Source organism: Aureimonas pseudogalii (genome assembly GCF_014196835.1).
GTDB classification, from domain to species: Bacteria; Pseudomonadota; Alphaproteobacteria; order Rhizobiales; family Rhizobiaceae; genus Aureimonas; species Aureimonas pseudogalii.
This window is the reverse complement of the sequence record NZ_JACIEK010000026.1, coordinates 1-26,138: the sequence shown is the minus strand read 5'-3', so window position 1 is coordinate 26,138 and position 26,138 is coordinate 1. Positions and strand designations below refer to the sequence as shown.

23 protein-coding genes and 4 pseudogenes are annotated in these 26,138 nt (G+C 61.7%); 13 read left to right on the top strand and 14 right to left on the bottom strand.

Annotated elements, in window-relative coordinates; genetic code table 11:
• Positions 1–216, bottom strand: a 216-nt coding sequence (locus GGR04_RS22470; protein WP_183202669.1) for a hypothetical protein, incomplete at its 3' end; no start/stop codon positions are given.
• A gap of 348 nt (positions 217–564) precedes the next feature.
• On the opposite strand from GGR04_RS22470, the gene GGR04_RS22465 reads away from it, so the two are divergent.
• The 5 genes and pseudogenes from GGR04_RS22465 to GGR04_RS24650 form a co-directional block, all read left to right on the top strand.
• Positions 565–1,677, top strand: coding sequence for a helix-turn-helix domain-containing protein (locus GGR04_RS22465; RefSeq protein WP_183202668.1), 1,113 nt, complete (start codon positions 565–567; stop codon positions 1,675–1,677).
• 331 nt (positions 1,678–2,008) lie between these two features.
• Positions 2,009–3,130 (top strand): AraC family transcriptional regulator, encoded by a 1,122-nt coding sequence (locus GGR04_RS22460; RefSeq protein WP_183202666.1) that lies wholly within the window; start codon positions 2,009–2,011, stop codon positions 3,128–3,130.
• Positions 3,131–3,612: 482 nt separating this feature from the next.
• Positions 3,613–3,750: pseudogene (locus GGR04_RS22455) on the top strand (IS3 family transposase); the annotation flags it as partial.
• Positions 3,751–3,865: 115 nt separating this feature from the next.
• Positions 3,866–5,099, top strand: a pseudogene (locus GGR04_RS22450) (IS256 family transposase).
• A gap of 52 nt (positions 5,100–5,151) precedes the next feature.
• A pseudogene (locus tag GGR04_RS24650) lies at positions 5,152–5,707 on the top strand (integrase core domain-containing protein); the annotation flags it as partial.
• Positions 5,708–5,766: 59 nt separating this feature from the next.
• Here GGR04_RS24650 and GGR04_RS22440 read toward each other — a convergent pair.
• The gene (locus tag GGR04_RS22440; protein WP_183202672.1) at positions 5,767–6,741 is read right to left on the bottom strand and encodes a UDP-glucuronic acid decarboxylase family protein; all 975 of its coding nucleotides are present in this window, start codon (positions 6,739–6,741) and stop codon (positions 5,767–5,769) included.
• An 82-nt stretch (positions 6,742–6,823) separates the two neighbouring features.
• On the opposite strand from GGR04_RS22440, the pseudogene GGR04_RS24155 reads away from it, so the two are divergent.
• Positions 6,824–7,010, top strand: a pseudogene (locus GGR04_RS24155) (IS110 family RNA-guided transposase); the annotation flags it as partial.
• A gap of 392 nt (positions 7,011–7,402) precedes the next feature.
• Here the strand turns inward: GGR04_RS24155 and GGR04_RS22435 are convergent.
• From GGR04_RS22435 to GGR04_RS22425, 3 genes are all read right to left on the bottom strand, one after another.
• Positions 7,403–8,674 (bottom strand): NAD(P)/FAD-dependent oxidoreductase, encoded by a 1,272-nt coding sequence (locus tag GGR04_RS22435; protein WP_183202661.1) that lies wholly within the window; start codon positions 8,672–8,674, stop codon positions 7,403–7,405.
• The gene (locus tag GGR04_RS22430; RefSeq protein WP_183202659.1) at positions 8,662–9,732 is read right to left on the bottom strand and encodes a semialdehyde dehydrogenase; all 1,071 of its coding nucleotides are present in this window, start codon (positions 9,730–9,732) and stop codon (positions 8,662–8,664) included. Before GGR04_RS22430 ends, GGR04_RS22435 begins: the two co-directional genes overlap by 13 nt.
• 200 nt (positions 9,733–9,932) lie before the next feature.
• Complete coding sequence (locus GGR04_RS22425) at positions 9,933–10,562, bottom strand: hypothetical protein (protein WP_183202657.1); 630 nt, start codon at positions 10,560–10,562, stop codon at positions 9,933–9,935.
• Positions 10,563–11,134: 572 nt separating this feature from the next.
• On the opposite strand from GGR04_RS22425, the gene GGR04_RS22420 reads away from it, so the two are divergent.
• Positions 11,135–11,845, top strand: coding sequence for an IS6 family transposase (locus GGR04_RS22420; protein WP_183202655.1), 711 nt, complete (start codon positions 11,135–11,137; stop codon positions 11,843–11,845).
• 80 nt (positions 11,846–11,925) lie between these two features.
• Here GGR04_RS22420 and GGR04_RS22415 read toward each other — a convergent pair whose 3' ends face one another.
• Both GGR04_RS22415 and zigA read right to left on the bottom strand, forming a co-directional pair.
• Positions 11,926–13,137 (bottom strand): metallochaperone AztD, encoded by a 1,212-nt coding sequence (locus tag GGR04_RS22415; RefSeq protein ID WP_183202653.1) that lies wholly within the window; start codon positions 13,135–13,137, stop codon positions 11,926–11,928.
• 79 nt (positions 13,138–13,216) lie between these two features.
• Positions 13,217–14,419 carry a zinc metallochaperone GTPase ZigA gene (gene zigA, locus GGR04_RS22410; RefSeq protein WP_183202651.1) on the bottom strand — a complete coding sequence of 401 codons (1,203 nt, stop codon included), beginning with the start codon at positions 14,417–14,419 and terminating at the stop codon, positions 13,217–13,219.
• 214 nt (positions 14,420–14,633) lie between these two features.
• Between zigA and GGR04_RS22405 the strand changes: the two genes are divergently transcribed.
• Positions 14,634–15,275 carry a recombinase family protein gene (locus tag GGR04_RS22405; RefSeq protein WP_183202650.1) on the top strand — a complete coding sequence of 214 codons (642 nt, stop codon included), beginning with the start codon at positions 14,634–14,636 and terminating at the stop codon, positions 15,273–15,275.
• 34 nt (positions 15,276–15,309) lie between these two features.
• Here GGR04_RS22405 and GGR04_RS22400 read toward each other — a convergent pair whose 3' ends face one another.
• The 3 genes from GGR04_RS22400 to GGR04_RS24730 all read right to left on the bottom strand — a co-directional run bounded on the left by GGR04_RS22400 (position 15,310) and on the right by GGR04_RS24730 (position 17,582).
• Positions 15,310–15,786 carry a DMT family transporter gene (locus tag GGR04_RS22400; RefSeq protein ID WP_183202648.1) on the bottom strand — a complete coding sequence of 159 codons (477 nt, stop codon included), beginning with the start codon at positions 15,784–15,786 and terminating at the stop codon, positions 15,310–15,312.
• Positions 15,787–15,823: 37 nt separating this feature from the next.
• Complete coding sequence (locus GGR04_RS22395) at positions 15,824–16,813, bottom strand: S41 family peptidase (RefSeq protein ID WP_183202646.1); 990 nt, start codon at positions 16,811–16,813, stop codon at positions 15,824–15,826.
• An 82-nt stretch (positions 16,814–16,895) separates the two neighbouring features.
• Positions 16,896–17,582 (bottom strand): L,D-transpeptidase, encoded by a 687-nt coding sequence (locus GGR04_RS24730; protein WP_183202644.1) that lies wholly within the window; start codon positions 17,580–17,582, stop codon positions 16,896–16,898.
• A gap of 99 nt (positions 17,583–17,681) precedes the next feature.
• Between GGR04_RS24730 and GGR04_RS22385 the strand changes: the two genes are divergently transcribed.
• The gene (locus tag GGR04_RS22385) at positions 17,682–18,590 is read left to right on the top strand and encodes a LysR family transcriptional regulator (protein WP_183202642.1); all 909 of its coding nucleotides are present in this window, start codon (positions 17,682–17,684) and stop codon (positions 18,588–18,590) included.
• 169 nt (positions 18,591–18,759) lie between these two features.
• Here GGR04_RS22385 and GGR04_RS22380 read toward each other — a convergent pair whose 3' ends face one another.
• The gene (locus tag GGR04_RS22380) at positions 18,760–19,824 is read right to left on the bottom strand and encodes a helix-turn-helix domain-containing protein (protein WP_183202641.1); all 1,065 of its coding nucleotides are present in this window, start codon (positions 19,822–19,824) and stop codon (positions 18,760–18,762) included.
• 153 nt (positions 19,825–19,977) lie between these two features.
• Here GGR04_RS22380 and GGR04_RS22375 point away from each other — a divergent pair, with 153 nt between their 5' ends.
• Complete coding sequence (locus tag GGR04_RS22375) at positions 19,978–20,688, top strand: hypothetical protein (RefSeq protein WP_183202639.1); 711 nt, start codon at positions 19,978–19,980, stop codon at positions 20,686–20,688.
• A gap of 101 nt (positions 20,689–20,789) precedes the next feature.
• Here GGR04_RS22375 and GGR04_RS22370 read toward each other — a convergent pair whose 3' ends face one another.
• Entirely contained in the window at positions 20,790–21,992 is a 1,203-nt protein-coding gene (locus GGR04_RS22370) for an MFS transporter (protein ID WP_210291937.1), read from the bottom strand.
• A 70-nt stretch (positions 21,993–22,062) separates the two neighbouring features.
• On the opposite strand from GGR04_RS22370, the gene GGR04_RS22365 reads away from it, so the two are divergent.
• Positions 22,063–22,506: a helix-turn-helix domain-containing protein gene (locus GGR04_RS22365; protein WP_183202638.1), complete on the top strand. Its 444-nt coding sequence runs from the start codon at positions 22,063–22,065 to the stop codon at positions 22,504–22,506.
• Positions 22,507–22,755: 249 nt separating this feature from the next.
• Positions 22,756–23,721 (top strand): DMT family transporter, encoded by a 966-nt coding sequence (locus GGR04_RS22360; RefSeq protein ID WP_183202636.1) that lies wholly within the window; start codon positions 22,756–22,758, stop codon positions 23,719–23,721.
• Between the two features lie 227 nt (positions 23,722–23,948).
• Here GGR04_RS22360 and GGR04_RS22355 read toward each other — a convergent pair whose 3' ends face one another.
• Both GGR04_RS22355 and GGR04_RS22350 read right to left on the bottom strand, forming a co-directional pair.
• Positions 23,949–24,197 (bottom strand): hypothetical protein, encoded by a 249-nt coding sequence (locus tag GGR04_RS22355; RefSeq protein WP_246393558.1) that lies wholly within the window; start codon positions 24,195–24,197, stop codon positions 23,949–23,951.
• Between the two features lie 83 nt (positions 24,198–24,280).
• Positions 24,281–24,964 (bottom strand): AzlC family ABC transporter permease, encoded by a 684-nt coding sequence (locus GGR04_RS22350; protein WP_183202634.1) that lies wholly within the window; start codon positions 24,962–24,964, stop codon positions 24,281–24,283.
• 61 nt (positions 24,965–25,025) lie between these two features.
• Between GGR04_RS22350 and GGR04_RS22345 the strand changes: the two genes are divergently transcribed.
• The gene (locus GGR04_RS22345; RefSeq protein WP_183202633.1) at positions 25,026–25,355 is read left to right on the top strand and encodes an ArsR/SmtB family transcription factor; all 330 of its coding nucleotides are present in this window, start codon (positions 25,026–25,028) and stop codon (positions 25,353–25,355) included.
• The last annotated feature ends 783 nt before the right edge of the window (positions 25,356–26,138 follow it).

Here is a 26,138-nt window from a genome sequence, read left to right as displayed (position 1 = left end):
CTCGGCGGAGAGAGCGGCATAGCGGAACGCGGCGTCGAGATCCGAAGGATCCGCGAGCATCTGCGCGAACAGCGCCTGACGCTGCGCCGCGATCCGCGGCGTTCCGGTGGCCGACTGGTTTACCGCCGCGGTGACGACGGCGGTCTGCGCGAGCGCGCCCGCCGTCGTCAGGGGAACGAGGCAGGCGGCAGACAGGAGAGCGGTCTTCCAAGGCATGGCGATCTCCTAGAAGCGTCGCATGACGCCGAGAGAGGCGCTGACGCCCTTCCTGTTTCCGTGCGGAAAGGAGATGATCGCACTGGCAATGTGTCGGACGCCGCGCGGTACGTCGAACGTCGGATCAATTGGACCGAACCGGATCGGGACGCCAGACCAACTCCGGTATCAAAGTCTCAAAATAGGATGCTCTGTTTCCGCGTGCTGGAAGACGACCTGACTCCAACCTATCAGGTTTGTGTCGACGTGAGTTTCTTACGCAGAAACGCATCGACAGGCCGCATATGCTGCCTCAACTTGGGGTAGTATCACGCAGCACCTTTAAGTTGAAAAGGCGCAATTCTACCGATGCAGACCCCTCTCCAATTCGTTAGAATCAGCAGTACAGAACTGGGCTCTGAGCATGCTCTCTGCACTTGGAAATCTTCGCTTCCTCAGTATCAGATCGACCTGAACGGCCTCTCACCCGAAGATTCTTCGATCGAGTTGTCAGCATGGCTGGCCGACACATTGATCGTGGGTGAAGGACACCTGTCGCCGATGCGTGTGATCCGCGATCCGCTCCAATTGAGCGACGGTTGCGACCACATCCTTTTCAAGCATTGCCTCTGCGGAAGCTGGCACGGCGAAGCCGATGGTCGCCCCGTGTTCGCCGGAGCAGGCGACACGATCTGCATGGATACAAGCCGGCCCTTTCGGCTTCTTAATAACTCATCACGCTACATCTTTATAATCGTCCCGCGCGACAAGTTTCCGCAAGCCCTTCTTCGTAATTCTTGGCTGCACGGTTCCGTGCTGCGCGGAGTGGGCAGTCGACTGCTGTCGTCTCACCTGAATGCGCTGTTGAGTTGTCTTCCTTCGCTTGTTCGCAAGGAGGCCCTGCGACTGACACCTGCCACCGTTTCCCTCCTGCTGGCAGCGATGGGGGAAACGGAGGATTCGATGTTGCCGATCGCCTTCCCGAGATCGACTCAACCTGCCCTGCAACTCCGGGTGGAACGTCACATCGAGCGAAATTTGTCTTCCCCCGATCTCGTGCCGGACGCGATCTCGCGAGACCTCAACATTCCCCGTTCGTCGCTCTATCGCGCATTCACGGCGTTAGGCGGCCTTTCCAACTACATCCAGACCCGTCGGCTCGATGTAGCCTGCGCGCTTCTCTTCCATCCAGAGGAACACCGCAGCATCCGTGAGATCGCGGAAACGCTGGGTTTCGACAACACATCCACGTTCTCGAATGCCTTCCGCCGCCGCTTCGGCTGCTCGCCTCGCGAGGCGCGCAGCAGGAAGTCGGCCTGGATCGGCGATACGCAGGCCGTCTTCAGGCATTGGTGCGAGACGATACGCAGTAACGAGCATACGAGCGCATGCGGCGGTGTCGACATGCCGAACAACGGTCATGGCCCTACTGACCGCCGGACTGACCGCCGGACAGGACGGCTAAGAAAGCAGAGCGCGTAGGCATTCCTACCCGCCCTAAGGCATTCCCGTAAGCGTTCTGACGGGAATGACGAGTTGTCCCCCATACGGCCAAGATCCTGACAGGACGCCCGAGAGGCTTACGGTTTCGGGCGCTCGGGGCAATCCAGCCGTTGTAGCAGCCGGCACGGCCGGAACGGGCACCCCCTGCAGCGTTCGCGCGCAGGAGCTGGATAGCTTCGTAGCCGCGAACAATCAGGTTGGGATTGTCGGGACAGATGACACGTCCGGAAGATCGGCTTATCGCAATCCCGTAGCGGTCGTGACCGGCTGACAAGGAAAACCTTATGCGACCGAGTGGGATCATTGGGCAATGAGCACAGATCTAAAAGATGCTCACGCCGAAAAAGGCGCTTCGAGCGAGCGTCTCCCATTCGTTCGATTGAACAGCCAAGAGCTCACGCCGGACGCAGCCTTCAAGCAATGGCAGGCTCTTCTTCCGCAATACAGCATCCGCCTTCCCGTTGGACATGACATACGCGACTTTGCAATTGATGCATCCGCTTGGCTACTTGATCCCCTTGTGGTCATGGCTGGCCAGTCAACGACAGCCTGGGTCGACAGGGTGGTCAGAGGCGGCAAGATGGATGAAGCCAACCAAGTGTTCGTGGTGTTCGCAGAAGGACGATGGGCCGGAGAAGCGGACGGCAGGCCCTTCGATTTCGGCGACGGCGAGTTGATTGGCTTGGACACCGGGCGGCCCTCGGTCGGTCTGTCGACCAACAGTCGTTGGATCATGATCAACGTCCCGCAACGAGCCCTCGCCAAACTGATGCCTTCGATCCCCGACATCCATGGTCATGTCTTCCGCTCGGCCAGTGCTGCCTTTCTTGCCGATCATATGATTGCAATGGCACGCCATCTGCCGAGGATGCAGGTCGATGAAACCGAGCGGATCACCCGTGCGACCCTGTCGCTGATCGCCTCCGCCCTCGACGAACTGACGTTTCGGACCAAGACGAACGAAGCGTTCGCGCCGTCGGCGATACGCCGGCGAGTGGAACGCCATATCCAGCAGAACCTTGCGGCCACGGATCTGTCGCCAAAATCCATTTCCGAGAAACTTGGCATTACCCGTTCGACGCTCTACCGGGCCTTTTCACCGATCGGGGGGATCGCCGCCGTCATCTCGGAACATCGGTTGGACACGGCTCGGGCGATCCTGTTCCATCCCGAGGACCATCGCTCGATCAGCGAGATCGCGAATCTTCTGGGTTATCGGAGCACGGCGACGTTCTCGAAGGCGTTCAATCGCAGATTCGGCTGTTACCCTCGCGTGGCACGCGCAACCGGAACAACGAGGGAACGCATGGGTGGACGCCTGCTCTTCCACTTCTGGGAAGACGTACTGACGAAGTCGTGTGTGGACGCGGACGACAGAGCTGCCATCGAAATCTGGGGGCCCAACCCGAAAAGAGTTGATCGGTTTCAATAGGTTGTGATTCCAGCAGGTTGCGAGACTTGGTGAAGCCAATCATACCGAGGACGGCTCCATTGCGAATAGGCGATCCGGCCGCAATGATCCCGTTCTGTTCTAATTTTAGGCGGCGAACACCTGGAACAGCCGTCCAAATCGGGCCTCCGATCCACCGGTCAGGCTGTCCACCATTGAGCGGAACTGGCCCTTCCGGAACATCCGCATCGTCTCGAACCCTCGAATGGCGTTGTGGGCGGTTTTCCGAGACTGGAAGCCCCGAACGGTCGGACCCGCTGCTTCAGCTTGCCGTGGTCGGACTCCAGACGGTTGTTATCGGGCATGCTGGCGGCGGCATCGCCGACATCGCTTGCGCAGCGTTGCCTCTTGCGTAAGCTGATCGCAACCGGGAAAGGGGATGCCGGGAGCATGAAGGTGGGCAGGCCGAAAGTACCTCTGAGCTGCGAGCTCGTGTTGTTATCTGGCTGGTGCTGCGCATGTGATTGAAGGGCTTGGCCGCGAGCCGGGTCCGCTACGGGTATCGACGCCTGCCTCTGCTGCTCCAGCGCGAGGACTGGGTGATCAACCACAAGCGCGTGTACCGGCTCTACAGCGAAGAAGGGCTGTCGATCCGCACGCGCAGGTAGTGTCCGCGCTGGCGGTGGAAATTCGGACGTCAAACGGCGTGACGGAGGTGGCCACCGGATTGGCTGGCTAAGGTGGAGTTGCGAAGCTTCAACCTGACCGGAGAACCCGATGACCGAGGACAGATTACCGCTTGCCGAGCTTCTGGCGAAGGCGAGCGACGGGGATTTCCTGAGGACGATCGCCGAGAGCGTGATGCAACTCCTCATGGAGGCCGACGTGGAGGGTGTGATCGGCGCTGGACGTCACGAACGGACCTTGGAACGGGCGACCTATCGCAACGGTTATCGGGACCGCTCGCTCGACACCCGGCTCGGCTCCTTGCAGCTTCGGATCCCGAAGCTCCGGCAGGGCAGCTACTTTCCGCCGTTCCTGGAGCCGAGGAAGCTCTCGGAGAAGGCGCTCGTCGCCGTCATTCCAGCCAAATGCGAGCATTTGGCAGAGGAGGCCTGGATCAGCGGCGTCTCCACCCGCAGGGTCGATGATCTGGTGCAGGCGATGGGCCTGTCGGGGATCGGCAAGAGCACCGTCTCGAAGCTCTGCAAAGACATCGACGAGCGCGTTGGCGGCTTCCTTGATCGACCGCTCGTCGGCGATTGGCCCTATCTCTGGCTGGACGCGACCTACCTGAAGCAGCGCGAGGGCGGACGCATCGTCTCGGTCGCGGCGATAATTGCCGTGGCCGTCAACACGGACGGCAAGCGCGAGATCGTAGGCCTTCACATCGGGCCGTCGGAAGCGGAGACCTTCTGGTCGACCCTCCTCAAGAGCCTCGTGCGCCGTGGCCTGTCCGGCGTGAAGCTCGTGATCTCGGATGCCCATGAAGGGCTAAAGGCCGCCATTCGCCGGGTGTTTAGCGCTTCCTAGCAACGCTGCCGCGTCCACTGGATGCGCAACGCCCTGTCCTATGTCTCCAAGGCGCAGCAGAGTATGGCGGCAGCCGCCCTGCGCCAGGCCTTCATCCAGCCCGACCGCGCCGGCGCGGCCCAGGCGCTGCGCCATGTTGCCGACCAGCTCCAGGGAAAATGCCCCAAGCTCGGCAACTTCATCGACGACAGCGAGACCGACGTGCTGGCTCATCTGGACTTCCCCAGCCAGCACCGAACCCGGATCCATTCGAACCAATTCACTGGAACGCCTGAACAAGGAGGTGAAGCGGCGCGCTGATGTGGTCGGCATCTTCCCGAACGAGGGCTCCATCATCCGCCTCATCGGCGCTGTCCTCCTCAAGGCCAACGACGAATGGCAGACGCAGAACCGCTATATGCAGACCGAGCCCATGGCCGAACTCATGGCCGCCAGCACCAAGCCCGAAACCGTCCGACTTTCCACCGCAGCCGCCTGAAACGGAGCCGCTTCAGTGACACCCAATTTCCACCACGTTGACGAACACGACCCCGCGCAGCCCGAAGCGGCGCCGGTCATCGCCGTACCAGGTGGGTCGGGCTGCGGCGGAGCATGCCAACGAGGTTTGGTCGTTGGACTTCGTGTCGGACCGGTTGTTCGACGATCGGCCGTTCCGGATCCTGACGATCCTCGACTGCATACGAGCGGGGCTCTCGCGACCCGTGAGAGGACGAACTTCCGGGCCTATCAGGTCGCCGAGGAGCTCGACGGGCTCGTTGCCCTTCGCGGTAAGCCGACGAGCATTCGGGTGGACAACGGCCGGAGTTTGCCGGTAGGGTGCTCGATCAGTGGGCCTACCTGAACAAGGTCGAGCTGGGCTTCTCGAGGTCTGGAAGGCCTACGGATAACGCCTTCATCGAAGTCTTCAATGCCCGCCTGCGCAGGGAATGCCTCAACGCCTCCTGGTTCCTGTCTATGACCGATGCTCGGTCCCAGATCGAGGCCTGGCGCGAGGACTACAGCCACCACCGTCCGCATACGAGCTTGGGAAACTTGACCCCGACCGAGTTCGCGGCTCAACTCAGAAGAGCCCGAGAGCTCTCATGACGCCTGGGCCAAAGTCCGGGTCAGGACCACCATCTCGCGAGTTTGCTGAAAAACTGGACTCAAGAGGGGGCGTACCCAGGCAGAATGGATTCCCGAAAAAATTCGATTGTCCGCGCTAGTCCGTCACGAAGCTTTACCTTGGGCTCCCAGCCGAGCAGCGCTTTCGCCTGCGAGATGTCCGGTTGCCGCTGCCGTGGATCGTCCTGCGGGAGAGGCTCGAAAACGATTTTTGACGAGGAGCCGACCTGCTCAATCACCATTTCAGCAAGTTCGCGGATGGTGAACTCGTCGGGATTGCCGAGGTTGATTGGCCCCGTAACACCCTCATCTGACTCCATTAGGCGGATCAGGCCCTCCACAAGATCATCGACATAGCAGAATGACCGTGTCTGCGAGCCCTGGCCGAAGATGGTGATCGGATCGCCGCGAAGTGCTTGCAGCACGAAGTTAGAGACGACGCGGCCGTCGGCGGGATGCATCCGCGTGCCATATGTGTTGAAGATGCGCGCCACCTTAACGCGAAGACCGTATTGCCGTCGGTAGTCGAAAAAGAGCGTTTCTGCGCATCGTTTCCCTTCATCGTAGCAGGACCGCGGTCCGATCGGATTGACATTGCCCCAATATGTCTCGACTTGCGGATGAATCTCAGGGTCACCGTAGATCTCACTAGTCGAGGCTTGCAGGACCCTGCATTTAAGGCGTGTAGCGAGATCAAGGATGTTTAACGCGCCAAGAACGGAAGTTCGCGTCGTTTGTATTGGGTCATGCTGGTAATGAGTGGGCGATGCCGGGCAGGCTAAATTATAAATTTCATCCGCTTCGTAGGACATTGGCAACGTAACATCGTGCCGAATGAACTCAAAATTCCATTTATCCTTCAGATGCTCGATGTTTTTTTTCGTTCCCGTGAAAAAGTTATCAATGCAAATTACCTCATGTCCTCGGGATATAAGTCGATCCATGAGATGAGAGCCAAGAAAACCAGCGCCGCCAGTTACGATGATACGCTTACGGCTATCATAGAGACGGGCCATCGTTATGCCTTCAATGAGACGTGAATCGTCGCTTTTCAATAAGGTAATACGCGGTCTCATCCAGATTGTCGCACACAGGCGCATCTCGCGATGCGGCGACGCGATGATGCGCGGCCTTCTGTTCGAAGCAGCCACGGTGCTTCCGACCCGTGTCCAGAAATGGTCCTGGCTGAAGGCTTGGGCCGTGAACCTGGCCAGGCGGCGCGGCATGAAAAGGGCCATCGGTCGCGCTGTCCAGGCGACTGGCCGTCAGCCTTCACCGCATCTAGGTCGATGGAAGCGAGTTCCAATGGACACGGTCCGCCGCATAAGCGGGCCCTGAAGGAAGGAAGCCTTCGGGAAAAGAAAGAGCATTCGAGGATCCGCCCCGGCGGAGACGTGTCACTTGCGGGACGGGAACGAGGCAAGTTCGCTAGGGCTCTTGAGCCGATCGTGCCAATGGCACGGTCAGGACCCGCAACAGATCGAGCCGCCTCGCTCATTCCGATCCCATCATGGGAAAGCCCGACCGGGTCGATCCCGAAGAGAAGCGTGATCCACAAGGGATCGAACACCAGCCAGGGCAAAAGATCAGATCAGGAGCGCTAGACCTCAACACGCCGAATAGAGAAGAGCCATCGGCTGTGGCGAGACCGCGGGGCTTAGACGACCTTGTGGCACCTCACCGTATCGCTTGACGATGTGTACGTTCGCCATCACCACGATTGCAATCCGACTTCTGCGTAAGATCGTCATTGATTTCTGAAGCTGGTGGTCGAAGGTCACCGCACCGCGGCGATTGCCCCACTCCTAAGAGATAAGAAAAAACACGCAGACCATGACCTCTATATGGCATATGCCAAGCGAAAAAGCTAACGCGGAGCAACCAGGCTATTCTGCCTGTGAACTGTAGACCATAGAGTTGTGATATGCTTTCCCGCCGACCCATTCCTGCCGCCTGTCCCATGCCCTTAAACGTAAACCGACGCAAACGGCGAGATTTAATACTTCTTGCGATGTTCTCTCCAAGCACATCTCCCTGTCGCATGGCCCATAACGCGTCTGAAGGGCAGAAACTCTTCCCCCCTGGGTGACGTGAAAGAGCAATATCACCCGCGGCCCAAACATTATCATATCCTTCTACTCGCTGCCAAGCATCGACTGATAATTGGCCTAGAGCATTACCAGGGAGGATCTCAAGACCGTCTATCCGATCAAACGTGATACCTGTCGTGAAGACGGTAAGATCTGAAAGCAGAACACTACCGTCTGAAAGATATACGCGGTCCTTCTCAACACGTTCTGCATATACTGCTGGAAGAACTGATACGCCTTGCCGATTGAGAACTTTATGAGCATGATCTACAAGTCGAGGGAAATAGTTCACAAGACACGAAAGTGGAAAGCTACTGCCTGCAACAATGGAGACTACACCTGGCCCGTAACGTTCTGCCAAGGCGGCTGCCGATTCGACGGCCGCTAGGCCGCCCCCGAGAATGACGACGCTTTTCGGTTCCGTCAGCAAGTCGATACGACGGCGACAAGCCTGCAAATCTTTCGTATATTTAACGCGATAAGCATGCTCTGTAGCGCCTGGTACTCGCTCGAGCGGATCACGAGACCCAGTTGCGATAACGAGATGATCGAAAGTTAGGCTGGTACGTCCTTTCGGTGTCTGCGCTTCGACGCTTGCTAATTCCAAGTCCACCTTCATGGCTTCGCCCAGAACGAAGCTCTCGCACAGCATAGGATAGAGAGGACTGAGAGTAGCAGAAATATCAAGTTCACCGGACAAGACTTCTCCGGCCCACCCGTGATAGGTGTGATATTCATCACGCGAAACAAGTTTGATCTCCACTAAGCCTGCAGCAATCTGATGGCGTAAACCGCGTGCAGCGACTTTAAACGCATGCAGGCCTGCAAAGCCGCCCCCAAGGATAACTATACGGCGCATGCGAGCAACGCGGCATCATCTCTCGGGATTTTGATAACTTTTCCGAACGAACGGAATGGAGCAAGCTGGAATCCTATCGTACGATGCCGGACTGCGGCCTGCATCATATACTCTGCCTGATCGATGTGAGGAGTCCCAATCGAAAAGTGGCCGTCGTGCCCATCGAGCGCCAGCAGCATTGTTTCCGCAAGGCAGGCGTAAGCAAGGCCGCTGGGGAGGCCGATCGGCCCAGTGAGACGAGCGCCGGGTATTTCTACAAGACCACCATCTACAATTGTCACGTCGGGACGCAGCTTAACAATATCGAGACTTGTATTGCGGGGAACTGTATCGTCCAAGACAACCGCACCCTTCTTGAGATGCTCGCTCCGGAGCAATGCCTCTGTCGAGCTGGTTAGCAGCACAATCAAATCGGCATCTCGTACGGACGTCATGTCCGTCGACGTGCTAACGTCCAAATGATCACAACAAATTTCCTTTGCCAACCGTTCTAGGCGTGTCTGGTTACGGGCGACCAGAAGTACTCGGCCGGAACGCTTGCGCGAAAACAAGCGTACAAGGCAGGTCCCAACGCTGCCTGTCGCACCGACAAAGGCGACCAATGCAGCCGGTCCCATGCGATCAAGTAATTTCTCCACACCCATCAGCGTGATAGCTGCCGTGAAAGCGTTACCATTGGTGATGCTGACGTCGGTACGCTTCGAAAGCGTTTTCCCACCACCTGCTGCAGGTGCAGTCAGAGCGCCGAGCCCAACTACAGTGGCTCCTTGGTCAATAGCGAGATCGACTGCCGCGTTAAGTTTGGCTTGCACACGCGTTCGCGGCCCATTGATAAGCTGGTGCGGTGTCAACGGTACAGTTATAATTGTGCCAACGATCTCATCCGGATTATCTGCGTAAGCCATCCGACCAGTTATCATCGGAGGGATAGGTAAATGCTGAAACGCTGCCGACCAAACGCGGTTAGGTATCAGACCAAGAGGGCTCCAGAACAGTTGGGACATATCATATTTTGGGTTGTTCCTCGGGTGCACAAGAAATGCAAATTTCTTATTCATATTAAAACTTTTAATTGTAAATTCTTTGTAATTAAAATCACAAATTTCTTATGCGTATCATTTCATTATTTGGTAATGCAAACAATACAATTTTTGCGCTACCACTGATAGAACTACCTTCGACTATTCCTCTATCAAGGGTAGTTGTTGATTCCTGAAAGCAATCATCGACGCAGACCGTCGATTGCCGCGTTGAGAGCCTACTTGCTTCGCGACCAGGCAATGATTTCCTGCCCAGCCGCATCCAGTTCAATGCGCTTAATGTCGATCACACCTTTGGCGCTACTGATGAAGGTGACGACCGCCTTGCTGGCGGAATACGGGATAGTAACCTGCACGATCTCCTTTTCTCGGGAGCGGCCTTTGCGCTGGGTAATATTGACATCATGCGTTTTGGTACCCAAGACCCGGCCGTCGTTTTCTTTGAAAATGGCTTGCATCGTAAGGTCGAACGCCGTGTCTGGAGCGAGGTACAAATCCCATTCGCTTCTGGCGACCGGGATGGCCTTCTGCTGATTGCCCGCCGCGACAGGCCCGGTAGCGCTGGTGGGCGCAAACTTGGCGAGATAGTTCCGATAATCCGTGTAGGTACTAACATCCGTTTCACGGGCGTGCTGCTCTTGAGCTCTCATGTATCCCATGATCGATCCAGGCGACAGAGGTCCGATTTTTTGGAACGTGTCCTCGGACTTGGATGATTCGAAGCCGCTCTGTTTTCCCATAAACTTCGCAAGACGCCAACGAATACCACCTTTTATTCCGATCGCTGTGAAGGAAACGGAATAGCCAAGGGCTTTGACTTTATCGTTAAAAGATATGTGAGCTGGCACTGGCCAATCCTTTAAAAATGGTATGAAGTAGGACTTGGCGTTTTGCGTTGACTAGCGCTTTTGCCGATCGAGTAGCCGTTTGAACCTGCAAACACGCCTGTTAGCCATGGTCCGAACGAGGGAGGACCGACCTTGGCCGGCTTTACAGTCGGGTAATGAGGCGAACCATAAAATTGCCTCTTCCGTGCGCCCCAACGGCCGCCGAACAATTCAGCGAACTCGCCGGAGCGCATCAGAGGTCTGCATCGTTGAAGCCGAAGGGCGGTCGCACCGCGATCAGCCTGGCGAACCCTCTACCTTGGCGGTAGGCCTAGGTACTCTCCTTCGAGCGATCCGCTATTGGCCGTACAGAGCTCCTTCGCGACGGCGTACATGTCAGGTTCCCCGCTTCCGTTGAAACGGATGAACAAGAAGGTCGGGTGCCAAGACAAGAGACTATGGAGCTTTTGGGATTCAGTTGGGACTGAAACAACCCATTTTGGGACGATGCGGCAAGTACGGGCTCTGTTGCAAATCCTTGAAGGCGGTGAGAGCCTGTGGCTCTGAAGACGGCGGACAGCGAGGGCTCGAGCATGAGTTTGGCGTTCAAGGGCCGGCACTTCGCCCCCGACATCATCCTGCTCTGCATGCGCTGGTACTGCCGCTATGCGCTGAGCTATCGCGACCTCGAGGAGATGATGGCCGAGCGCGGCCTCTCGGTCGATCACACCACGATCTACCGCTGGGTCCAGCACTACGCCCCCGAGCTCGACCGGCGCGTCCAGTGGTGCAGGAACCGCAACAGCGGCAGATGGTACGTCGACGAGACCTATTTGAAGGTCCGGGGTGAGTGGATGTACCTCTATCGCGCGATCGGTGACCGAGGTGAGACGCTCGACTTCCAGCTGTCGCAGAAGCGGACGACGAAGGCCGCCAAGCGCTTCCTCGTCAAGGCTTTGAACCGGTCGCCGCATAACCGACCATTGGTGATCTCGACGGACAAGAACCCGGCCTACAACGAGGCGATCGCCTCGCTGTGGCGAGAGGGGCGGCTCGCGGCGACCTGTCAGCACCGACAGGTGAAATACCTGAACAACCGCCTCGAGTCCGACCACGGCAAGCTCAAGCAGCGGATCCGCCCCGTGCGTGGCTTCCAGTCTCAGAAAACGGCGCACAACGCCATTCGGGGCTTCGAGACGATGCGGATGTTCCGGAAGGGGCAGTTCCGCTCGATGGTCGACAGCTTGGCCGGTGGATCGGAAGCCCGCTTCATCGGACGGCTGTTCCAGGTGCTCGTCGCCTGAAAATGGACCAGAACGGGATCACTGCGACCTGATTGGCTATTCGCAACGGAGCCACCCAGGGCAACGTACGGCCGGGGTCGTCAGTGAACGGCTCCGGACCCGCCGACAGCGACGATCGTGTAGGGGATGCCCTCGACCGGGATCGTCCGGTCCTCGGCAAGCGTCTCGGTGGAGATCATCCGCACGAGGCCGTGGCGCGGATCGGTCAGCGCGATATGGTCGCCTGCGACGGCGAGACGCGGGCGGGGATCGCGCCAGTGGCCGTCCATCGAATAGGACTCCGTCACCCGCGCGCTCTTCACGATCTTGCCCGACAGCACGTCGAGGAGGTGGAGGTTCCCATCCTCGGTGAGGATGTAGGCGTTGGCCGCCTTGGCCGGATCGAGCGCGAAATCGACGCGGCGGGTCGGCAGGTCGATCTTGCGGAACATCTCGCTGGCGCCGGGCTCGATCAGCACGACGGCGGAGGGGCCGTAATTGCCGAGGAAGAACTGCATCGCCTTGCCACCCTTCACGGTGGAGACGTTGCCCTCGCCGAGATCGGCCGTGGAGACATGCGTCAGGACTGACCCGCCGATCGCCTTGGCGGGCGCGGCGACGACGATGCCGTCCTTGCAGCCGAAGACGAAGGTTCGGGCCGACTGTGCCTGCCCGTGGACACCGGGGCAGGCGACGGTCTCGCCGACCTGCTTGCCCTCGCGGTCGATGACCTTCAGACCGACGCGCGGCTTCTCCGGATCGCTGCCGGGAACCGAGACCACCAGGAAGTCGCCCATCGGCGCGGCGAGCCCGTGATGGGCGCCGCCCGGCTTCAGCACCTGCGGCTGGAGCTTACCGTCGAGAAGCTCGCTTTCCCGGAACAACGTCACGTCGCCCGTGCCGTCGTCGAAGAGGGCGATCGAGCCGGAGCCTTCCACGATATGGGCGGGCTTGGTTCCGGTGAGGACCGTGGGCAGAAGCGTGGAGTCCGTCACCTTGAGGTCGGCATGCTCGCCGTGATCATCGAGGGCGATGCCGGTCGCGATGGCCGCGACCTTTCCGGCATCGCCCTGGACGGCGAACACCGTCCGGCCGCTGTCGCTGCGTGTGAGGGAGGGCGTCTTATCGATGCGGAACGTGCCGGCATGGGTGCCGGTCTCGGCGTCGAAGGCGCGCACCACCCCTTCGGCGTGGTCGCCGACGAAGAGGCGCCATTCGGTTTCGGATCGGGGCTCGTCTTCGGCGAAGGCGGTCGTGGCGGGAAAAGCGACGAAGCTCGCAAGCGCGAGCGCGAGGCGGGACAGTGAGGTCATCGGTCGTCTCCGGTTCAGGTTGGGAAATGCGGCGGACGCCGGTGCGATCGCACGCGGCCTCGAGGGCCGGCAGCGAGGGTCAGGCCGCCTGCCGCGACCAGTTCGGGAAGGGATCGGGAAGCTCGGTCCAGGCGCCCGGCGTGAAAGCGGTGGCATCGAGGAGGCAGGCGTCGAGACGCGCGCGGATCGCCGCCTCGTCCATCGGGTCGGTGCCGATGAAGACGATCTCCTGGCGCCGGTCGCCCCAGACGGGATCGAGGACCGGCTCCATCAGGCGGCGCCATTCGGGCGTCTCGGGCCATTTGGACCGGGGAACGGACGCCCACCAGAGCCCGCGCTTCTCGGTCTTCACCAGCGCCCCGGCCTGTGCGATCTCGCCGACATGGGCGGGGCGCGTCGCCAGCCAGAAGAAGCCCTTGGCGCGGATCACGCCCGGCCAGCCCTCGCGGACGAAGGCCTGGAAGCGCATCGGGTCCAGCGGCGCGCGGGCCCGGTAGACGAAGGAGCGGATGCCGTATTCCTCCGTCTCAGGCACATGATCGGCAAAGCCGTTCAACTCGCGGTACCAAAGCGGATGCTCGTGGGCGCGCTCGAAATCGAAGAGACCCGTGCCGAGGACCTCGCCGAGGGGAACAGCGCCGAAATCGGTCTCGAGGATGCGGGCGTCGAGATTCAGCGCACGGATGATCTTCAAGGCCGCGTCCCGTTGGGCGGGGCTGGCGGCCGAGACCTTGTTGAGGACGATCACGTCGGCGAACTCGATCTGCTCAACGAGGAGGTCGACCAGGGTGCGCGCGTCGCCTTCGCCCGCCGTCTCCCCGCGGTCGCGCAGGAAGTCGGACGAAGCGTAGTCCCGCAGGAGGTGGACTGTGTCGATGACCGTCACCATCGTGTCGAGCCGTGCCACGTCCGACAGGCTCTCCCCCGCCTCGTCGCGGAACTCGAAGGTGGCCGCCACCGGGAGCGGCTCGGAAATGCCTGTGGATTCGATGAGGAGATAGTCGAAGCGATCCTCCTCGGCGAGGCGGCGAACCTCGGCCAGAAGATCGTCTCGCAGCGTGCAGCAGATGCAGCCGTTGGTCATCTCGACCAGCCGCTCGTCAGTGCGCGAGAGGTCCGCCCCACCGTCGCGCACGAGCGCGGCGTCGATGTTCACTTCGCTCATGTCGTTGACGATCACGGCGACGCGCAGTCCTTCGCGATTGCCGAGCACGTGGTTGAGGAGGGTCGTCTTCCCTGCTCCGAGGAACCCGGACAAGACGGTGACGGGCAGCTTTCGCATGGGGGCTCCTGCATAGAACGATGGAAGCCATGGTGTAATGTTATATTATAACATGCGCAAGCGGGGGCTTTTTGCAATATTTTGCATGCATGGCGGTTTACAAAGGGTATGCCTCAACTGAACCATCGATAGAGGTGGTTCAAAAACCGGTTTGACCAAACCAAACTGTACCGCCATGATGTGCACCATGCAAAACAGACCATAGCGGGTTCTTGTGTTCGTTCGTGCCTATCTCCGCGCATCCACCGGTGACCAGAATGCGAACCGGGCTCGTGATCAGCTGCGCACTTTCGCTGAGGAGCGCGGTCTGCGGGTCGCAGCCTATTACGTCGAGAACGAGAGCGGCGCCAAGCTCGCTCGTCCCGAACTGTTTCGCCTTCTCGCCGACAGTCATCCCGGCGACGTGCTTCTGATCGAGCAGGTCGACCGTCTCTCCCGCCTGATCTCCACAGACTGGGAGATGCTGCGCGCTGAATTGTCCGCGCGTCAGGTCCGCGTCGTCGCGCTCGATCTTCCGACCTCCTGGATGCTGGCTGCGCCCGCCGACGAGTTCACCGGACGCATGTTCGCGGCGGTCAACGGCATGATGCTCGACGTTCTCGCGGCGGTCGCCCGCAAGGACTACGAGGATCGCCGTCGCCGGCAGGCGCAAGGTCAGGAGCGGGCAAAGGCGGCCGGGGTCTACAAAGGACGTCCCGAGGACACCAGGCGCAATGCCGGCATTGCCGCCATGCTCAAGGGTGGCTCGTCCTGGACCGCGGTTCAACAGGCCTTCGGATGTTCGCGGGCGACGGTCGCGAAGATCGCGAAGCGATCGGCCAACAGAGTGAGCAGAGAGGCGACCATAGGCGCGTGAACCTGTCGGCAATCGCTCTCGCGAGAATGTCTCGTTAGAAGCGATTGTCGCGAGCTTCAGGGAGCAGCGTCGGTCTTTGCTCGGTATCGGCAAAAGCGAGACTCACGCCGCCCCCGGCAATGACGAGCGAGCCGACGATGACGCCGATCGTCGGCACCTCACCAAAGGCGATGAAGCCAATGAGGTCGGCGAAGACGAGCCAGAACGTGTCCACCGAGCCGACCAAGGCGAGCGAGGCCAGTGCATAGCCGCGCACGATGCAATATTGCGCCGTGACGACGATCGGGCCGAGCAGCAGGAAGGACGCTGCGTTCGCGAGCGAGATCGGTTGCCAAATCAGAGCCGCCGGAACCGCCATCAGGAGAATGCCGAAGGCGTTGACGTGGAGCAGGACCGTCAGGGGTCGATCAGCATTCGCGAGGACCCAGATCATCAGGCCTTCGATCGCCCAGAGCGCGGCACTGACGACGGCGATGCCGTTGGGCCAGAGACGCGCGCCGGGACAGCCCATCCAATACCGGCGGCAGGATCATTCGAGGGGCCGGACGCTACGATTTCCTGTCGCGCTTCGCCAAAGCCAGGGCCGCCTCTCGCGTCACGTCGGATGCAGCCGAGACATCGGGACGCACACCGACGCCGCCCCAGTTGCCGCCGGTGATCGGATTCTCCGCCCTGCCAGTCGGCACGACGACGAAGAAATCCGAACCGAGCTCGTTGAGGCCCCCCGGATTGGCTCCTCCGCGCGTCGTCTCGCCCACAATGGTCGCGCGCTTCAGCATCTGCAGATCGTAGGCGAACTCTTCGCCTGCCGAATAGGTCTTCGGCCCGACCAGCACGTAGACCGGCTTGCCGAGATAGCTGACGGGCGTTGGCGAACTCCAGAACGCTTCCGTTCGAAAGCTCGTCGTTCCGCGATTGCGCCAGATCAGGTCGTTGATGTGAACGCGTCGGCTCGGATCGAGGAAGAAGCTCGCGAGGTAGGCGACGGAAGCGGGATGCCCGCCGCCATTGTCGCGCATGTCGATGATGAGCGCGGCGGTGTCCGAAAGGCCGCGCATCGCCGCGTCGGCCGCCGGCTTGAACGCTTCGGGCGGAACGAAGCTTGCCAGATGAAGGTATCCGACATCGCCATCCAGCCGCTTCACCTCGAAGCCGGCCCCTTGCGGGGCCGAGGACTTCGGCCGGTTCGCGAAGGGATCGCCATGGATCACCCTCACATGACTGTCGTTGGTGAGCCCTTGGAGCCGTTCGGTCAGTTGAAGGGCGAATTCGGCGGGATCGCTCGCCTTGGCGTAAGCACCGGCCGCCAGATCGCCCTCGATCGCATCCGCGGCTTGATTTCCAACATCCGGGAACACGTAGGCCTCGCGCAGTTCCCTGGCGATGCCCTCGATCGCCGTGCCGACCACGGCTCGGTCCAGCGGCGCGGGCTCCGAGCTTTCAGCGGGAGCCGTTGCCCTCGCGGTGGAAGGGAGAGCGACCAGCGCGGAGAGCACAACGAGAAGGGTGGCGGGGAGAGCGGATCGACGATGCGGCATCGTTTCTGTCCCTGATAATGTCCGAGTGCTTCGAAGGCGTTTCCGGTGGCCGACACCGCCCGACGTGTCGCCCGATGACGTGTCAGGCCATGGTCTCACCCCGAATGGGCAGGACGATGGCTTTGCTTCCGTCGCGAACGCGATCGTAGAGGTCGATGATGTCCTGGTTCAAGAGGCGGATGCAGCCGGACGAGACCTTCGTGCCGATGGTCCAGGGCTCCACCGTGCCATGGAGACGATAGAACGTGTCGCGCCCGTCACGATGCAGGTATAGGGCGCGGGGGCCGAGCGGGTTGCCGGGGCCGCCGGGCAGTCCGTGGCGCAACGGTCCGTAGCGCTCGGGGTCCCTGGCGATCATGTCGGGCGTCGGGGTCCATTTTGGCCACTTCGCCTTCCAGGCGATCGTGGCATCGCCCTGGAAGTTGAACGCCTCCACCCGGCCCACCCCGACGCCGTAGCGCACCGCGCGGCCGTTGCCGAGCACATACCATGCGAAGCGCTCGTTCGGATCGACCACCACCGTGCCGAGCGTCTCGGCGGTCCCGTAGTCCACTTCGCGACGCAGGAACTTCGGGTCCACGATGCGCGAGAGGTCGATCGCCGGCACCGGGAACGGCTCGCCCTCTTGCGCCGCGTATATCGCCGCGTGAACCGGATCGATTGTGGGGGCCGGAGGCGCGTAGGACATCGGTGCCAGCGATGGTCCGGTCGTGGTCGAGCATCCCGCCAGAAGGAGCGGCGCGCCGAAGATCATGACCCGTCTGTTCATTTTCGAGCATCCTCTTTGTCCCGCTTGAGGAAACCCGCGCAAGCGTTCATAAGCAATGGCTATGTTGTTATCGCCTAGATAGCCATTTGGAATGGATGCATGGATCTGACCGCGGCACTGCGTGCCTTCACCCGGACCGTCGAGCGCGGCTCGCTGACCGCCGCCGCCCGCGACCTATCCCTCTCGCAACCGGCCGTGTCCAAGCACATCGCAAATCTCGAACACCGCGTCCGGGCGCGGCTTCTGGAGCGGTCCGCCCGCGTCGTGCGCCCGACGCCCGAGGGACAGGCTCTCTACGATGCGAGCCGCTCGGCGCTCGCCTCGATCGACGCGGCGGTCGAGGGCCTGCAGGCCGATGCGGGCCGCATCGAGGGGGCGATCCGCGTCCACGCGCCCTCCTGCATCGGCGCCCGGCATCTCCACCCCATCCTCATGGCGTTCCAGGTCGAGCATCCCGGCGTCACGGTCGACCTCGTTCTGGAAAACCGGACCGTCGATCTGGTATTCGAGAACCTCGACATGGCGCTGACCTACGGCCGCCCGGACGCGCAGGATGTCGTCATCCGGCGTCTCGGTCTCGTGCGCCGGATCCTCGTGGCAAGCCCCGCCTATCTCGCAAAGCACGGCCCCATCGGATCGCTCGACCGGCTTTCGCAGATCCCGCTGGTGACGACGCCCCGGTCCGTCACGCCGCAGAACCGCCTGACCGTGCTCTCGAACGGATCGCACGCGGATGTGGACGTGCGATCCGTCCTGCGGACCAACGATGCGCATGTCATCGTCAGGACGCTCCTCGACGGTCATGCGGCCGGTCCCGTCCAACACCTTCTCGTCGCCGACGAACTCGCGTCCGGCCGTCTCGTCCGTCTTCTCCCGGACTGGCAGGTCCGCCCGACCGAGTTGTTCATGGCCTATCCGTCTGTGCGGTTCATGCGCCCGGCGGTCCGGGCCTTCGCCGATTTCGCGATCGGCCGCATCCAGGCAGTCGATGGGGTCGATCAGGCGTAATGCTCACACGCCGTTCACTTCGCTGCGGTGTCCGAAGAGAGAGCGCCCATCAAACTTGGCCATTATCGGCTGGTCGCCCGAGCCGGTGACCGGCGAGCGGTTCAACAATTCAAATCATGGCTACGCGGGGAAATCGGGCAGCATCAAGCGTCCGTCGAGCATCACGCTTTCAAAGGGTAGCTTCTCCCAAAAGCTCTGCGACGGCGGACGCTTCGTCACCTGTGCGTCGGTAGGCACTCGGCGTCATGCCCGTCACCCGCTGGAATTCGCGGTTGAAGTTCGATTTCGTGCCGAACCCGGCATCGAACATGACTTTGGTGATCGGGTCCGCCGTCTCCTTCAGAAGCTGGCGGGCCCGCTTCACGCGATAGGTGTTCACATATTGCGACACGCTCATTCCATGGGCGCGATTGATGGCACTTGAGACGTCGCGCGCGGGACGGCGAAGCTTGCGGGCGATCCGTTCGAGGTTCAGGTCGAGGTCGCGGTAGATCTCCTGTTCCCGCATCAGTCGCTCGACCAGGGCGGCGGTCGTCAGGTCCTCGTTCGTGGCGCCGGTGGGCGCGTCCGGCCTCTCGTTCGGATCGTCGGCTTCGATCTCGGCGAGCCCAGCGCCGGCAATGGACGCGGCCTTACCCTGCACCAGAAGCGCGACGACATTTCCGAGCGCGACCAGCATTCCCGAATGGGCGCCCCCGCCCCAGGCGAAATCCAGCCCGATGAGGATATCGGTCGCAGCAGAGGCCAGAAGTGCAACGCCGGTGATCTGCATGGCGCGATGGGATCGCAGGACGCCGTCAAGGCGCGAGGACACGAGGCCGTTCGGGCCAAGACGGGCCGTCCAGAGAAGGGCAAGACCGTAGCCCGCGAACACGGCCACGATCACGGCGCCGACCGGATCGGGCCACAGAACCATGAGGGCGACCACCGCCGCTGCCGGCAGGAGATGCGGCCAGAGCGTAGTCATCGCCGCCGGTTCCTCTCGCGTCAGGCTTCGGAAGCTTGCCCAGGCAAGCGGAGCAATCAGCGCCGCTAGCGGCGACATCAGCGGCAGGACCCCGCGCCACTCGTAGCCCCAGCGCAGGCCGACCAGAACGGACTGGACGCTATAGGCCGCGATCAGCGCGACGAAGAGAGGGTTGGCGCGAAGCCCCTCTTCGTCCCGCCGCACGGCCTGAACCAGGATGGTGAGAAGGAGCAGCGAGACGACGAAGGGAAGAGGAACGAGGATCATCGGAACTCGAAGGGGCAGCGGGTCGGGCGGACTTGCCGCTCCCATCCTTGCCCTCGATCGCGATCGGGATCGACCTCCATCGCGATCGAGGTCGCCTGATCGGCGTGGCGTTCGTCACGCTCATCGGACCAACCCCTCGACAGGAGCCGACCGATGAACGCCAGACTGCTCGCCGCCATGCTCATGACGATCCCCCTGCTCGCGCTGGCGGACGAACCCACCCAGCCGACCGGGGGTCTGGACGTGTCCGGCGTCACCGCCATCCGCATCGTCGGCGAGGCCAGCTCAATCGACCTGACGACGATCGAGGGCGAACCGCTCGTCGCCACGCTCAGTGGCCAGCGCACCGGATGGTTCGCGCACTGGTATTCGAGCTGGTTCTACTACGACTGCCGCACGTCGAGCCGCATGGCGATCGAGGGAACGACGCTCACGGTGGAAGCCCGACCATCGTCCTGGCTGGAGCCGTCCGACTGCCGGGTCGAGCTGAAGGCGAACGTGAAGGAAGGGGTCTCGGTCGCGGTCGAGCAGGCGGCCTCGCAGGTCCGCCTCGCCGGCGAATTCTCGACGCTTGCCCTCGATGCCAAGGCGGCGGACTTTACCCTGGAGGGGCATGCCGCATCGGTCCGGCTGAAGGGCGACGCGCTCCGCTCGCATCTCACCTTTGCGCGAACGGATGGAAACGAGACGATCGCGATCGCCGGACATTCCCTCGACACGTCTCTCCGGTTCGTGCCGGGCACGCAGATCAGCTACGAGGTGAACGCCACCGCCGCCATGGTGGACAGTTCGCTTCCCAACACGGTCGGAGCCAAGCCCTCGATCGCGATCCAGGGCCAGTATGTCCGGGCGGCGATCCGATAGGATGTAGGTGGCCACAATGATGAGACGGGCAATCCGAAACGGAGGTTTTGGATTAAAGCACCGCCGCCGATCCATGCGAGCAGGCACCTTCTACCGGATGTTCACAGGGCGGGCATGTTCTTCCTGCTCGTGACGAAGGCGACGAGAGCCATGACGGCGAGGACGACGGCCGCGGTCCCGAACAGGCCATCGTAGCCAACACGAGCGATGGATGGGGTACTCACCAGGGGCGATGCGAACTGTCCGAGGAACACGGAAGCGGTCAGGATGCCGCCCGCCAGACCCCGCCGCGCGAGTGGAGCCAGATGCAGCGCGAGAGCGACGAAGGTGGGCGAGACCGCTGCATAGCCCGTGCCGATCAGAGCCGCTCCGGCAAAGGTGAGCGCCAGTGCCGGCGACAGGGCGAGGCAGAGGAAGCCGCTCGCCATCGCGGCGTAGCCGAACGCGAAGACGCCCGCATAGCCGATCGCCGAGCGCAGTCGAGCATAGAACAGGGCCGCGACGCCTCCCGCGAGCATCAGGACACCGAGCGCCTCGCCGGTCGCCGCCGCACTGTCGAAGCCTCGTGCGTCGAGCAGGAACGGGAGCTGCGTCGGCACGAGAAAGAAGAGCATGTTGGTCAGCGCCTGGAGCAGCGCGAGGGCGAGGAAAGTCTTGCGCCAGGACGCATCCGCAGTGCCGGGGATGGCGGCCCCAGCTCCAGAGCTCGCCAGTTTGAGCGGCTCGACCACGGCTTTGTGCATCATGGGGAGGAAGGCCAGCGCCAGAGCATAAATGGCGAAAGGCCAGCGCGGCGAGGTCTGGGCGACCCAGCCTGCCAGCGAGATGCAGAGGAAGCCGCCGAAGTTGCGCGCCGAGATCTGCCATCCCATCAGGGTGCTGCGGGCCGTGCCCTCGAAGTAGTCGCCGATCAGAGCCGTCTGCGCCGTCATGATCAGCGCCACCGCGACCCCGAGAGCGAGGCGGCTCACGAGGATCGCGGTGAGATCGGGCAGGACGAGGCCGGCGCAACCGGTCAGAGCGAAGAGGACGACGCCTGCGAGCAGCAAAGGGCGACGCCCGAAGCGATCGGCCAGGAGCCCGGCGAAGGGCGCGACGAGGGCGACGCTCAAGGAGGGCGCCGGCACGAGGAGGCGTGTCAGGATGGCAGCGTTCGGATCGGCGGCGAACAGGCGCTCCAGCCCAGGCAAGGCGGGGCTGATCGTTGCGTTCGCCATCGTCGTGAGCGAAGCGGCCAGCAGGAGGGCGACGGCCCGACCGTCCCGCCAAAGCGCTTTTTTCGTGTTGAGACGCATACCGTTCATAGCCGCTTCCTTGCCGAATCCTTCGATCCGTCGCAGGCTACGAATTCAAGTCGACTTGAGGTCAAGCGCAATGGTGATGGATATCGGCGAGGTCGCGCGGCGCTCCGGCGTCACGGCTTCTGCGCTGCGCTACTACGAAGATATCGGGTTGATCCGCTCGATCGGGCGGCATGGATTGCGGCGTCAGTTCGATCCGAGCGTGCTCGTGAAGCTCTCGCTGATCAGGCTCGGCAGCATGGCCGGGTTCTCCCTCGTCGAGATTGCCGGCATGTTCGAACGGGATGGCGAGCTTCGACTTCCACGGACCGATCTGCATGCCAAGGCCGACGAAATCCAGCAGCAGATGCGGGATCTGCGGGTGTTGCGAGATGCGTTGCGCCATGTCGCCGACTGCCCCGCGCCCAGCCATCTCGAATGCCCCAGCTTCCGCAAGCTCCTGCACACGGCGTCGCGAGCCGAGCGACCGGAACGCGGGGTGCGGGCATCGAAGAACCGAAAACGTCCGGGAACGTAGGCCTGATTGTAACGGGCTACGCGGCGTCCGATCGTCGAGGAATGACCGGATATCTAATTTCTTGAAGCTTCCGCATGTTCGCGGCGTTCGACGGGGACCGCGTTTCCGGATTCCGTCGGAACCTTCTTCAGGAAATCGGGTGGCTGACGTGGAGGCGCCTTTCTAGCCTGATGGCATCTTCACAGGAGCCGCCGTCACATGCGCCGACCCGCCATCGAATCGTCTTTTCCTGCCAACGCACATCGGACGATGACACCCCTCGAATGGAGCATGCTCCTCCTGCTCTCGGTTCTCTGGGGTGGCTCGTTCTTCTTCACGGGCATCGCCGTGCGGGAGCTTCCGCCTCTGACGATCGTCTTTCTGCGCGTCGCGCTGGCCGCGGTCATCCTCCTCGCAGTCCTTCGAGCGATCGGCGTGCGGATGCCGAAGAACCGATCCGTCTGGCTCGCCTTCTTCGGCATGGGATTCCTGAACAACGTCGTGCCCTTCTGCCTCATCGTCTGGGGGCAGACGCACATCGCGTCGGGTCTCGCCTCGATCCTCAACGCGACCACGCCGCTCTTCACCGTCGTCGTCGCGCATGGTCTCACCACCGACGAGAAGATGACCGGTGGACGTCTGGCCGGCGTGCTCCTCGGTCTCCTCGGCGTCGTCGTGATGATCGGTCCCGCCGTTCTCGGCACGTTCGGGACCAACGTCCTGGCGCAGATCGCCGTGCTCGGCGCCGCCCTCTCCTACGCTTTCGCCGGCATCTACGGCCGCCGCTTCAAACGCATGGGCATTCCCGCCATGGCGACGGCGACCGGACAGGTGAGCGCCTCCGCGATCATGCTTCTGCCCATGGTCCTCGTCGTTGATCGGCCGTGGACGCTTCCCATGCCGCATATGACGACATGGGCGGCGATGATTGGCATCGCCGCACTCTCGACGGCTTTGGCCTACGTCCTGTATTTCCGGCTACTGGCCTCCGCCGGAGCGACCAACCTCCTGCTGGTGACGTTCCTGATCCCGGTCAGCGCGATCGTGCTGGGCGCGCTGATGCTCGGCGAAACCCTCCAGGCCAAGCACGGTGTCGGAATGCTCTGCATCGGGCTGGGCCTCGCGGCGATCGATGGGCGCCTGTGGAGGAAGCTCTGCTCCGGTCGAGCGCCAAATGCTCCGTCGAGCGGTATGAGGACCGACGACCCGGCTGTCTACCAGGGACGGGATGTCTGACTCCCCCGGTTGATATTCTTTGGAGAACGCCGTGCGGCGGGCCTCGATCGCCCTCTTCACGGCAAGCCCTGCGAGCACTGTTTCTATGACCCAGCGCTGGACGATCGCGAAGGAAGGACGACGCACGAGGAACACGGCGACCGACCCGACCGAGATGGCGATCATGGCGTTGAAGCCGCTGCCCCAGCCTGCCTTGACCTTTCCATGCTCATCTTCCGACCTCTGTCCTAGGGCAGCAGCAAAAGCGCGTATGCTCCGGTCGCGAATAGGACCGTGGCCAAGACGTATCCGGTACGGACGACGACGAAGCCGGCAGTGACGAGCAGGGTGCCGATCAGGATTGTCTCGGAAGGGGCCGCGTGGATGAGCGTCGTAATGTCCTGCCTGCCGAAGGCCATGGTAAAACACATCGCGCCGAGCATGGCTTGGCTGCTGTAATTCAGGAACCGGTAGAGAACGCTGCGGGTATCCTGCAACGACGCGATGCGCCCGAACGCGATGGGCAGGACGCGGAACAGGAGCGCCGTTCAGCCCGAAAACAGGATCAACGTCCAAACGCTCATTCTCGCAGAATCCCTCGCTGTTCGTGCAGGACAACCAAGGCGCCGATCAGGAAGGGACCGATGAGGATCGCCAGACCGTCGAAGAGCCACAGGAGCACCGGCATCGACCCCAACCCGATCCAGAAAGACGATACGTCGGCACGCTTGGGCCAAAGGCGCGCGTTCAGTGCAACGAACAGTATGGCGAGCGCGAAGGTGATGAGCGGCTTGACCGTATTCTCGGGCACATGGGGTGTTGCCAGGTATCCAACGGCAGTAGCGATTACGGCGACGGCAAATAGCCCTGCTCCCATGATGCGGAAGTAGCGAACCGGATCGTCGTGTCCTCGACGGAAGGTCGAGAGGCATACCGAAAGGATGGAAGGCACGATCAAATGCATCCACGCCGCCGGTCCCATTCGACCGCTGGGTGCGATGTAAGGCATGAGGCTGGCTGTCATCAGCGCAAACCGGGCGTTGAGAGCGAGGATGACGGGAACCAGGGCAGCACCGTCCTGAAGGTTCTGGACCAACAGGATTTGTAACGGGCTCGAGTAGATCAGGAGCGAAGCGACCAGCGCCTGCGCCAGGCTCAGCCCCTCTGCGAGGGATAGAATGCCGAACAAAGGAAGATGAGGCCGTTGAGAACGCCGATGGGTGCGAAGTCCCGCAGCATCTGGGATCGAGCGGCCATGGACCATTGCCCTCTCCCCTGCGGCGGGGTATCTAAATAGGGTAATAACTATATAGGAGAATACCTATATGGAGGCGCCTGATCCGTCAAGCCTGGCCTTCCTGCGCGCCATGTCGAACGATAAGCGGCTTCTGATCGTGCAGTGGCTCTTGAACCCGACTGCGCATTTCCCAGCACAACGGGACGGTGACTTGATCGAGGATGGGGTGTGTCTGGGGGCAATCGTTCGGAAGATCGAGCTGAAGCAGCCGACTGTCACCGGGCACCTGAAGATTTTGGCGGAGGCCGAGCTGGTTCACTCGAAGCCCATCAAAAACTGGGTCTTCTACAAGGTTGACCAGGCCGCAATCACAGCAGCGCTTTCGAAGCTCAGCACGACGCTTTCACCGGAACGATAGCTGCGGGCAACGTCCCCCTTCTGCCATTGGGTCCTTGAAGCGGACGGTCGCCGTTCCCGCGCAGCGGAGCCAAAGGGATGGCTTACCGGACCATCATCGCGGGATGATCCGCCCCGATCGCTGCCAGAGCAATACCGACAGCTCGACGGTGCACATCCCGGCGATCGACGGTCGGAGCGTCGATCCAGATCTCCGGCTCGCATTCTCGTCCCTCCCGCGTTCCGCCACAGAGAAGCGTGTAGTGCCCAACATCCCGGCCAAGCGAATGAAGTTCGCTCTTTGGCAGTTGACCGTTCAGCCAGGCGGCGCACGGCGCCATCGGCGCCTCCTGGTCGGCTTCACCCGCCATCAGGGTCACGGAAGTGGCGATGCCGGCGAGGCTTTTCGGGGTGAACGCCCGGACGGTCGGCGCGGAGCAAGGGCAACGGCCACGACGACGCGTGGATCCAGACAGGACGCCGATTGGCGCTCCCACGAGGATCTGAAGACGGCGCTGTCGCGGCGCAACGGGTCGATCCGGTTGCCGAGGTCGGGAAATTCACGAGGTCCTCGCCCGAGCTGCGAGGAGCCTGCCCATCGACCGAAACGATCCATGTCCGTGACGGCGCCGAGGATGGACAGCGCCGTGTATCCCCCCAGCGAGAAGCCGAGGCAAACGGCTCTGTTGCAAAGATCCGAAGGCAGTGAAAGCCTGTGTCTCGAAGACGGCGGACAGCGAGGGCTCGGGCATGAGTTTGGCGTTCAAGGGCCGGCATTTCGCTCCCGATATCATCCTGCTCTGCA

What these genes read in the sequence shown, in the direction of transcription:
- GGR04_RS22465 (WP_183202668.1), top strand. Translation starts at nt 565, where the DNA reads ATGCAGACCCCTCTCCAATTCGTTAGAATCAGCAGTACAGAACTGGGC.
- GGR04_RS22460 (WP_183202666.1), top strand. Translation starts at nt 2,009, where the DNA reads ATGAGCACAGATCTAAAAGATGCTCACGCCGAAAAAGGCGCTTCGAGC.
- GGR04_RS22440 (WP_183202672.1), bottom strand. Translation starts at nt 6,741, where the DNA reads ATGGCCCGTCTCTATGATAGCCGTAAGCGTATCATCGTAACTGGCGGC.
- GGR04_RS22435 (WP_183202661.1), bottom strand. Translation starts at nt 8,674, where the DNA reads ATGCGCCGTATAGTTATCCTTGGGGGCGGCTTTGCAGGCCTGCATGCG.
- GGR04_RS22430 (WP_183202659.1), bottom strand. Translation starts at nt 9,732, where the DNA reads ATGAATAAGAAATTTGCATTTCTTGTGCACCCGAGGAACAACCCAAAA.
- GGR04_RS22420 (WP_183202655.1), top strand. Translation starts at nt 11,135, where the DNA reads ATGAGTTTGGCGTTCAAGGGCCGGCACTTCGCCCCCGACATCATCCTG.
- GGR04_RS22415 (WP_183202653.1), bottom strand. Translation starts at nt 13,137, where the DNA reads ATGACCTCACTGTCCCGCCTCGCGCTCGCGCTTGCGAGCTTCGTCGCT.
- zigA (WP_183202651.1), bottom strand. Translation starts at nt 14,419, where the DNA reads ATGCGAAAGCTGCCCGTCACCGTCTTGTCCGGGTTCCTCGGAGCAGGG.
- GGR04_RS22400 (WP_183202648.1), bottom strand. Translation starts at nt 15,786, where the DNA reads ATGGGCTGTCCCGGCGCGCGTCTCTGGCCCAACGGCATCGCCGTCGTC.
- GGR04_RS22395 (WP_183202646.1), bottom strand. Translation starts at nt 16,813, where the DNA reads ATGCCGCATCGTCGATCCGCTCTCCCCGCCACCCTTCTCGTTGTGCTC.
- GGR04_RS24730 (WP_183202644.1), bottom strand. Translation starts at nt 17,582, where the DNA reads ATGAACAGACGGGTCATGATCTTCGGCGCGCCGCTCCTTCTGGCGGGA.
- GGR04_RS22385 (WP_183202642.1), top strand. Translation starts at nt 17,682, where the DNA reads ATGGATCTGACCGCGGCACTGCGTGCCTTCACCCGGACCGTCGAGCGC.
- GGR04_RS22380 (WP_183202641.1), bottom strand. Translation starts at nt 19,824, where the DNA reads ATGATCCTCGTTCCTCTTCCCTTCGTCGTCTCGCTGCTCCTTCTCACC.
- GGR04_RS22375 (WP_183202639.1), top strand. Translation starts at nt 19,978, where the DNA reads ATGAACGCCAGACTGCTCGCCGCCATGCTCATGACGATCCCCCTGCTC.
- GGR04_RS22370 (WP_210291937.1), bottom strand. Translation starts at nt 21,992, where the DNA reads ATGAACGGTATGCGTCTCAACACGAAAAAAGCGCTTTGGCGGGACGGT.
- GGR04_RS22365 (WP_183202638.1), top strand. Translation starts at nt 22,063, where the DNA reads ATGGTGATGGATATCGGCGAGGTCGCGCGGCGCTCCGGCGTCACGGCT.
- GGR04_RS22360 (WP_183202636.1), top strand. Translation starts at nt 22,756, where the DNA reads ATGACACCCCTCGAATGGAGCATGCTCCTCCTGCTCTCGGTTCTCTGG.
- GGR04_RS22350 (WP_183202634.1), bottom strand. Translation starts at nt 24,964, where the DNA reads ATGGTCCATGGCCGCTCGATCCCAGATGCTGCGGGACTTCGCACCCAT.
- GGR04_RS22345 (WP_183202633.1), top strand. Translation starts at nt 25,026, where the DNA reads ATGGAGGCGCCTGATCCGTCAAGCCTGGCCTTCCTGCGCGCCATGTCG.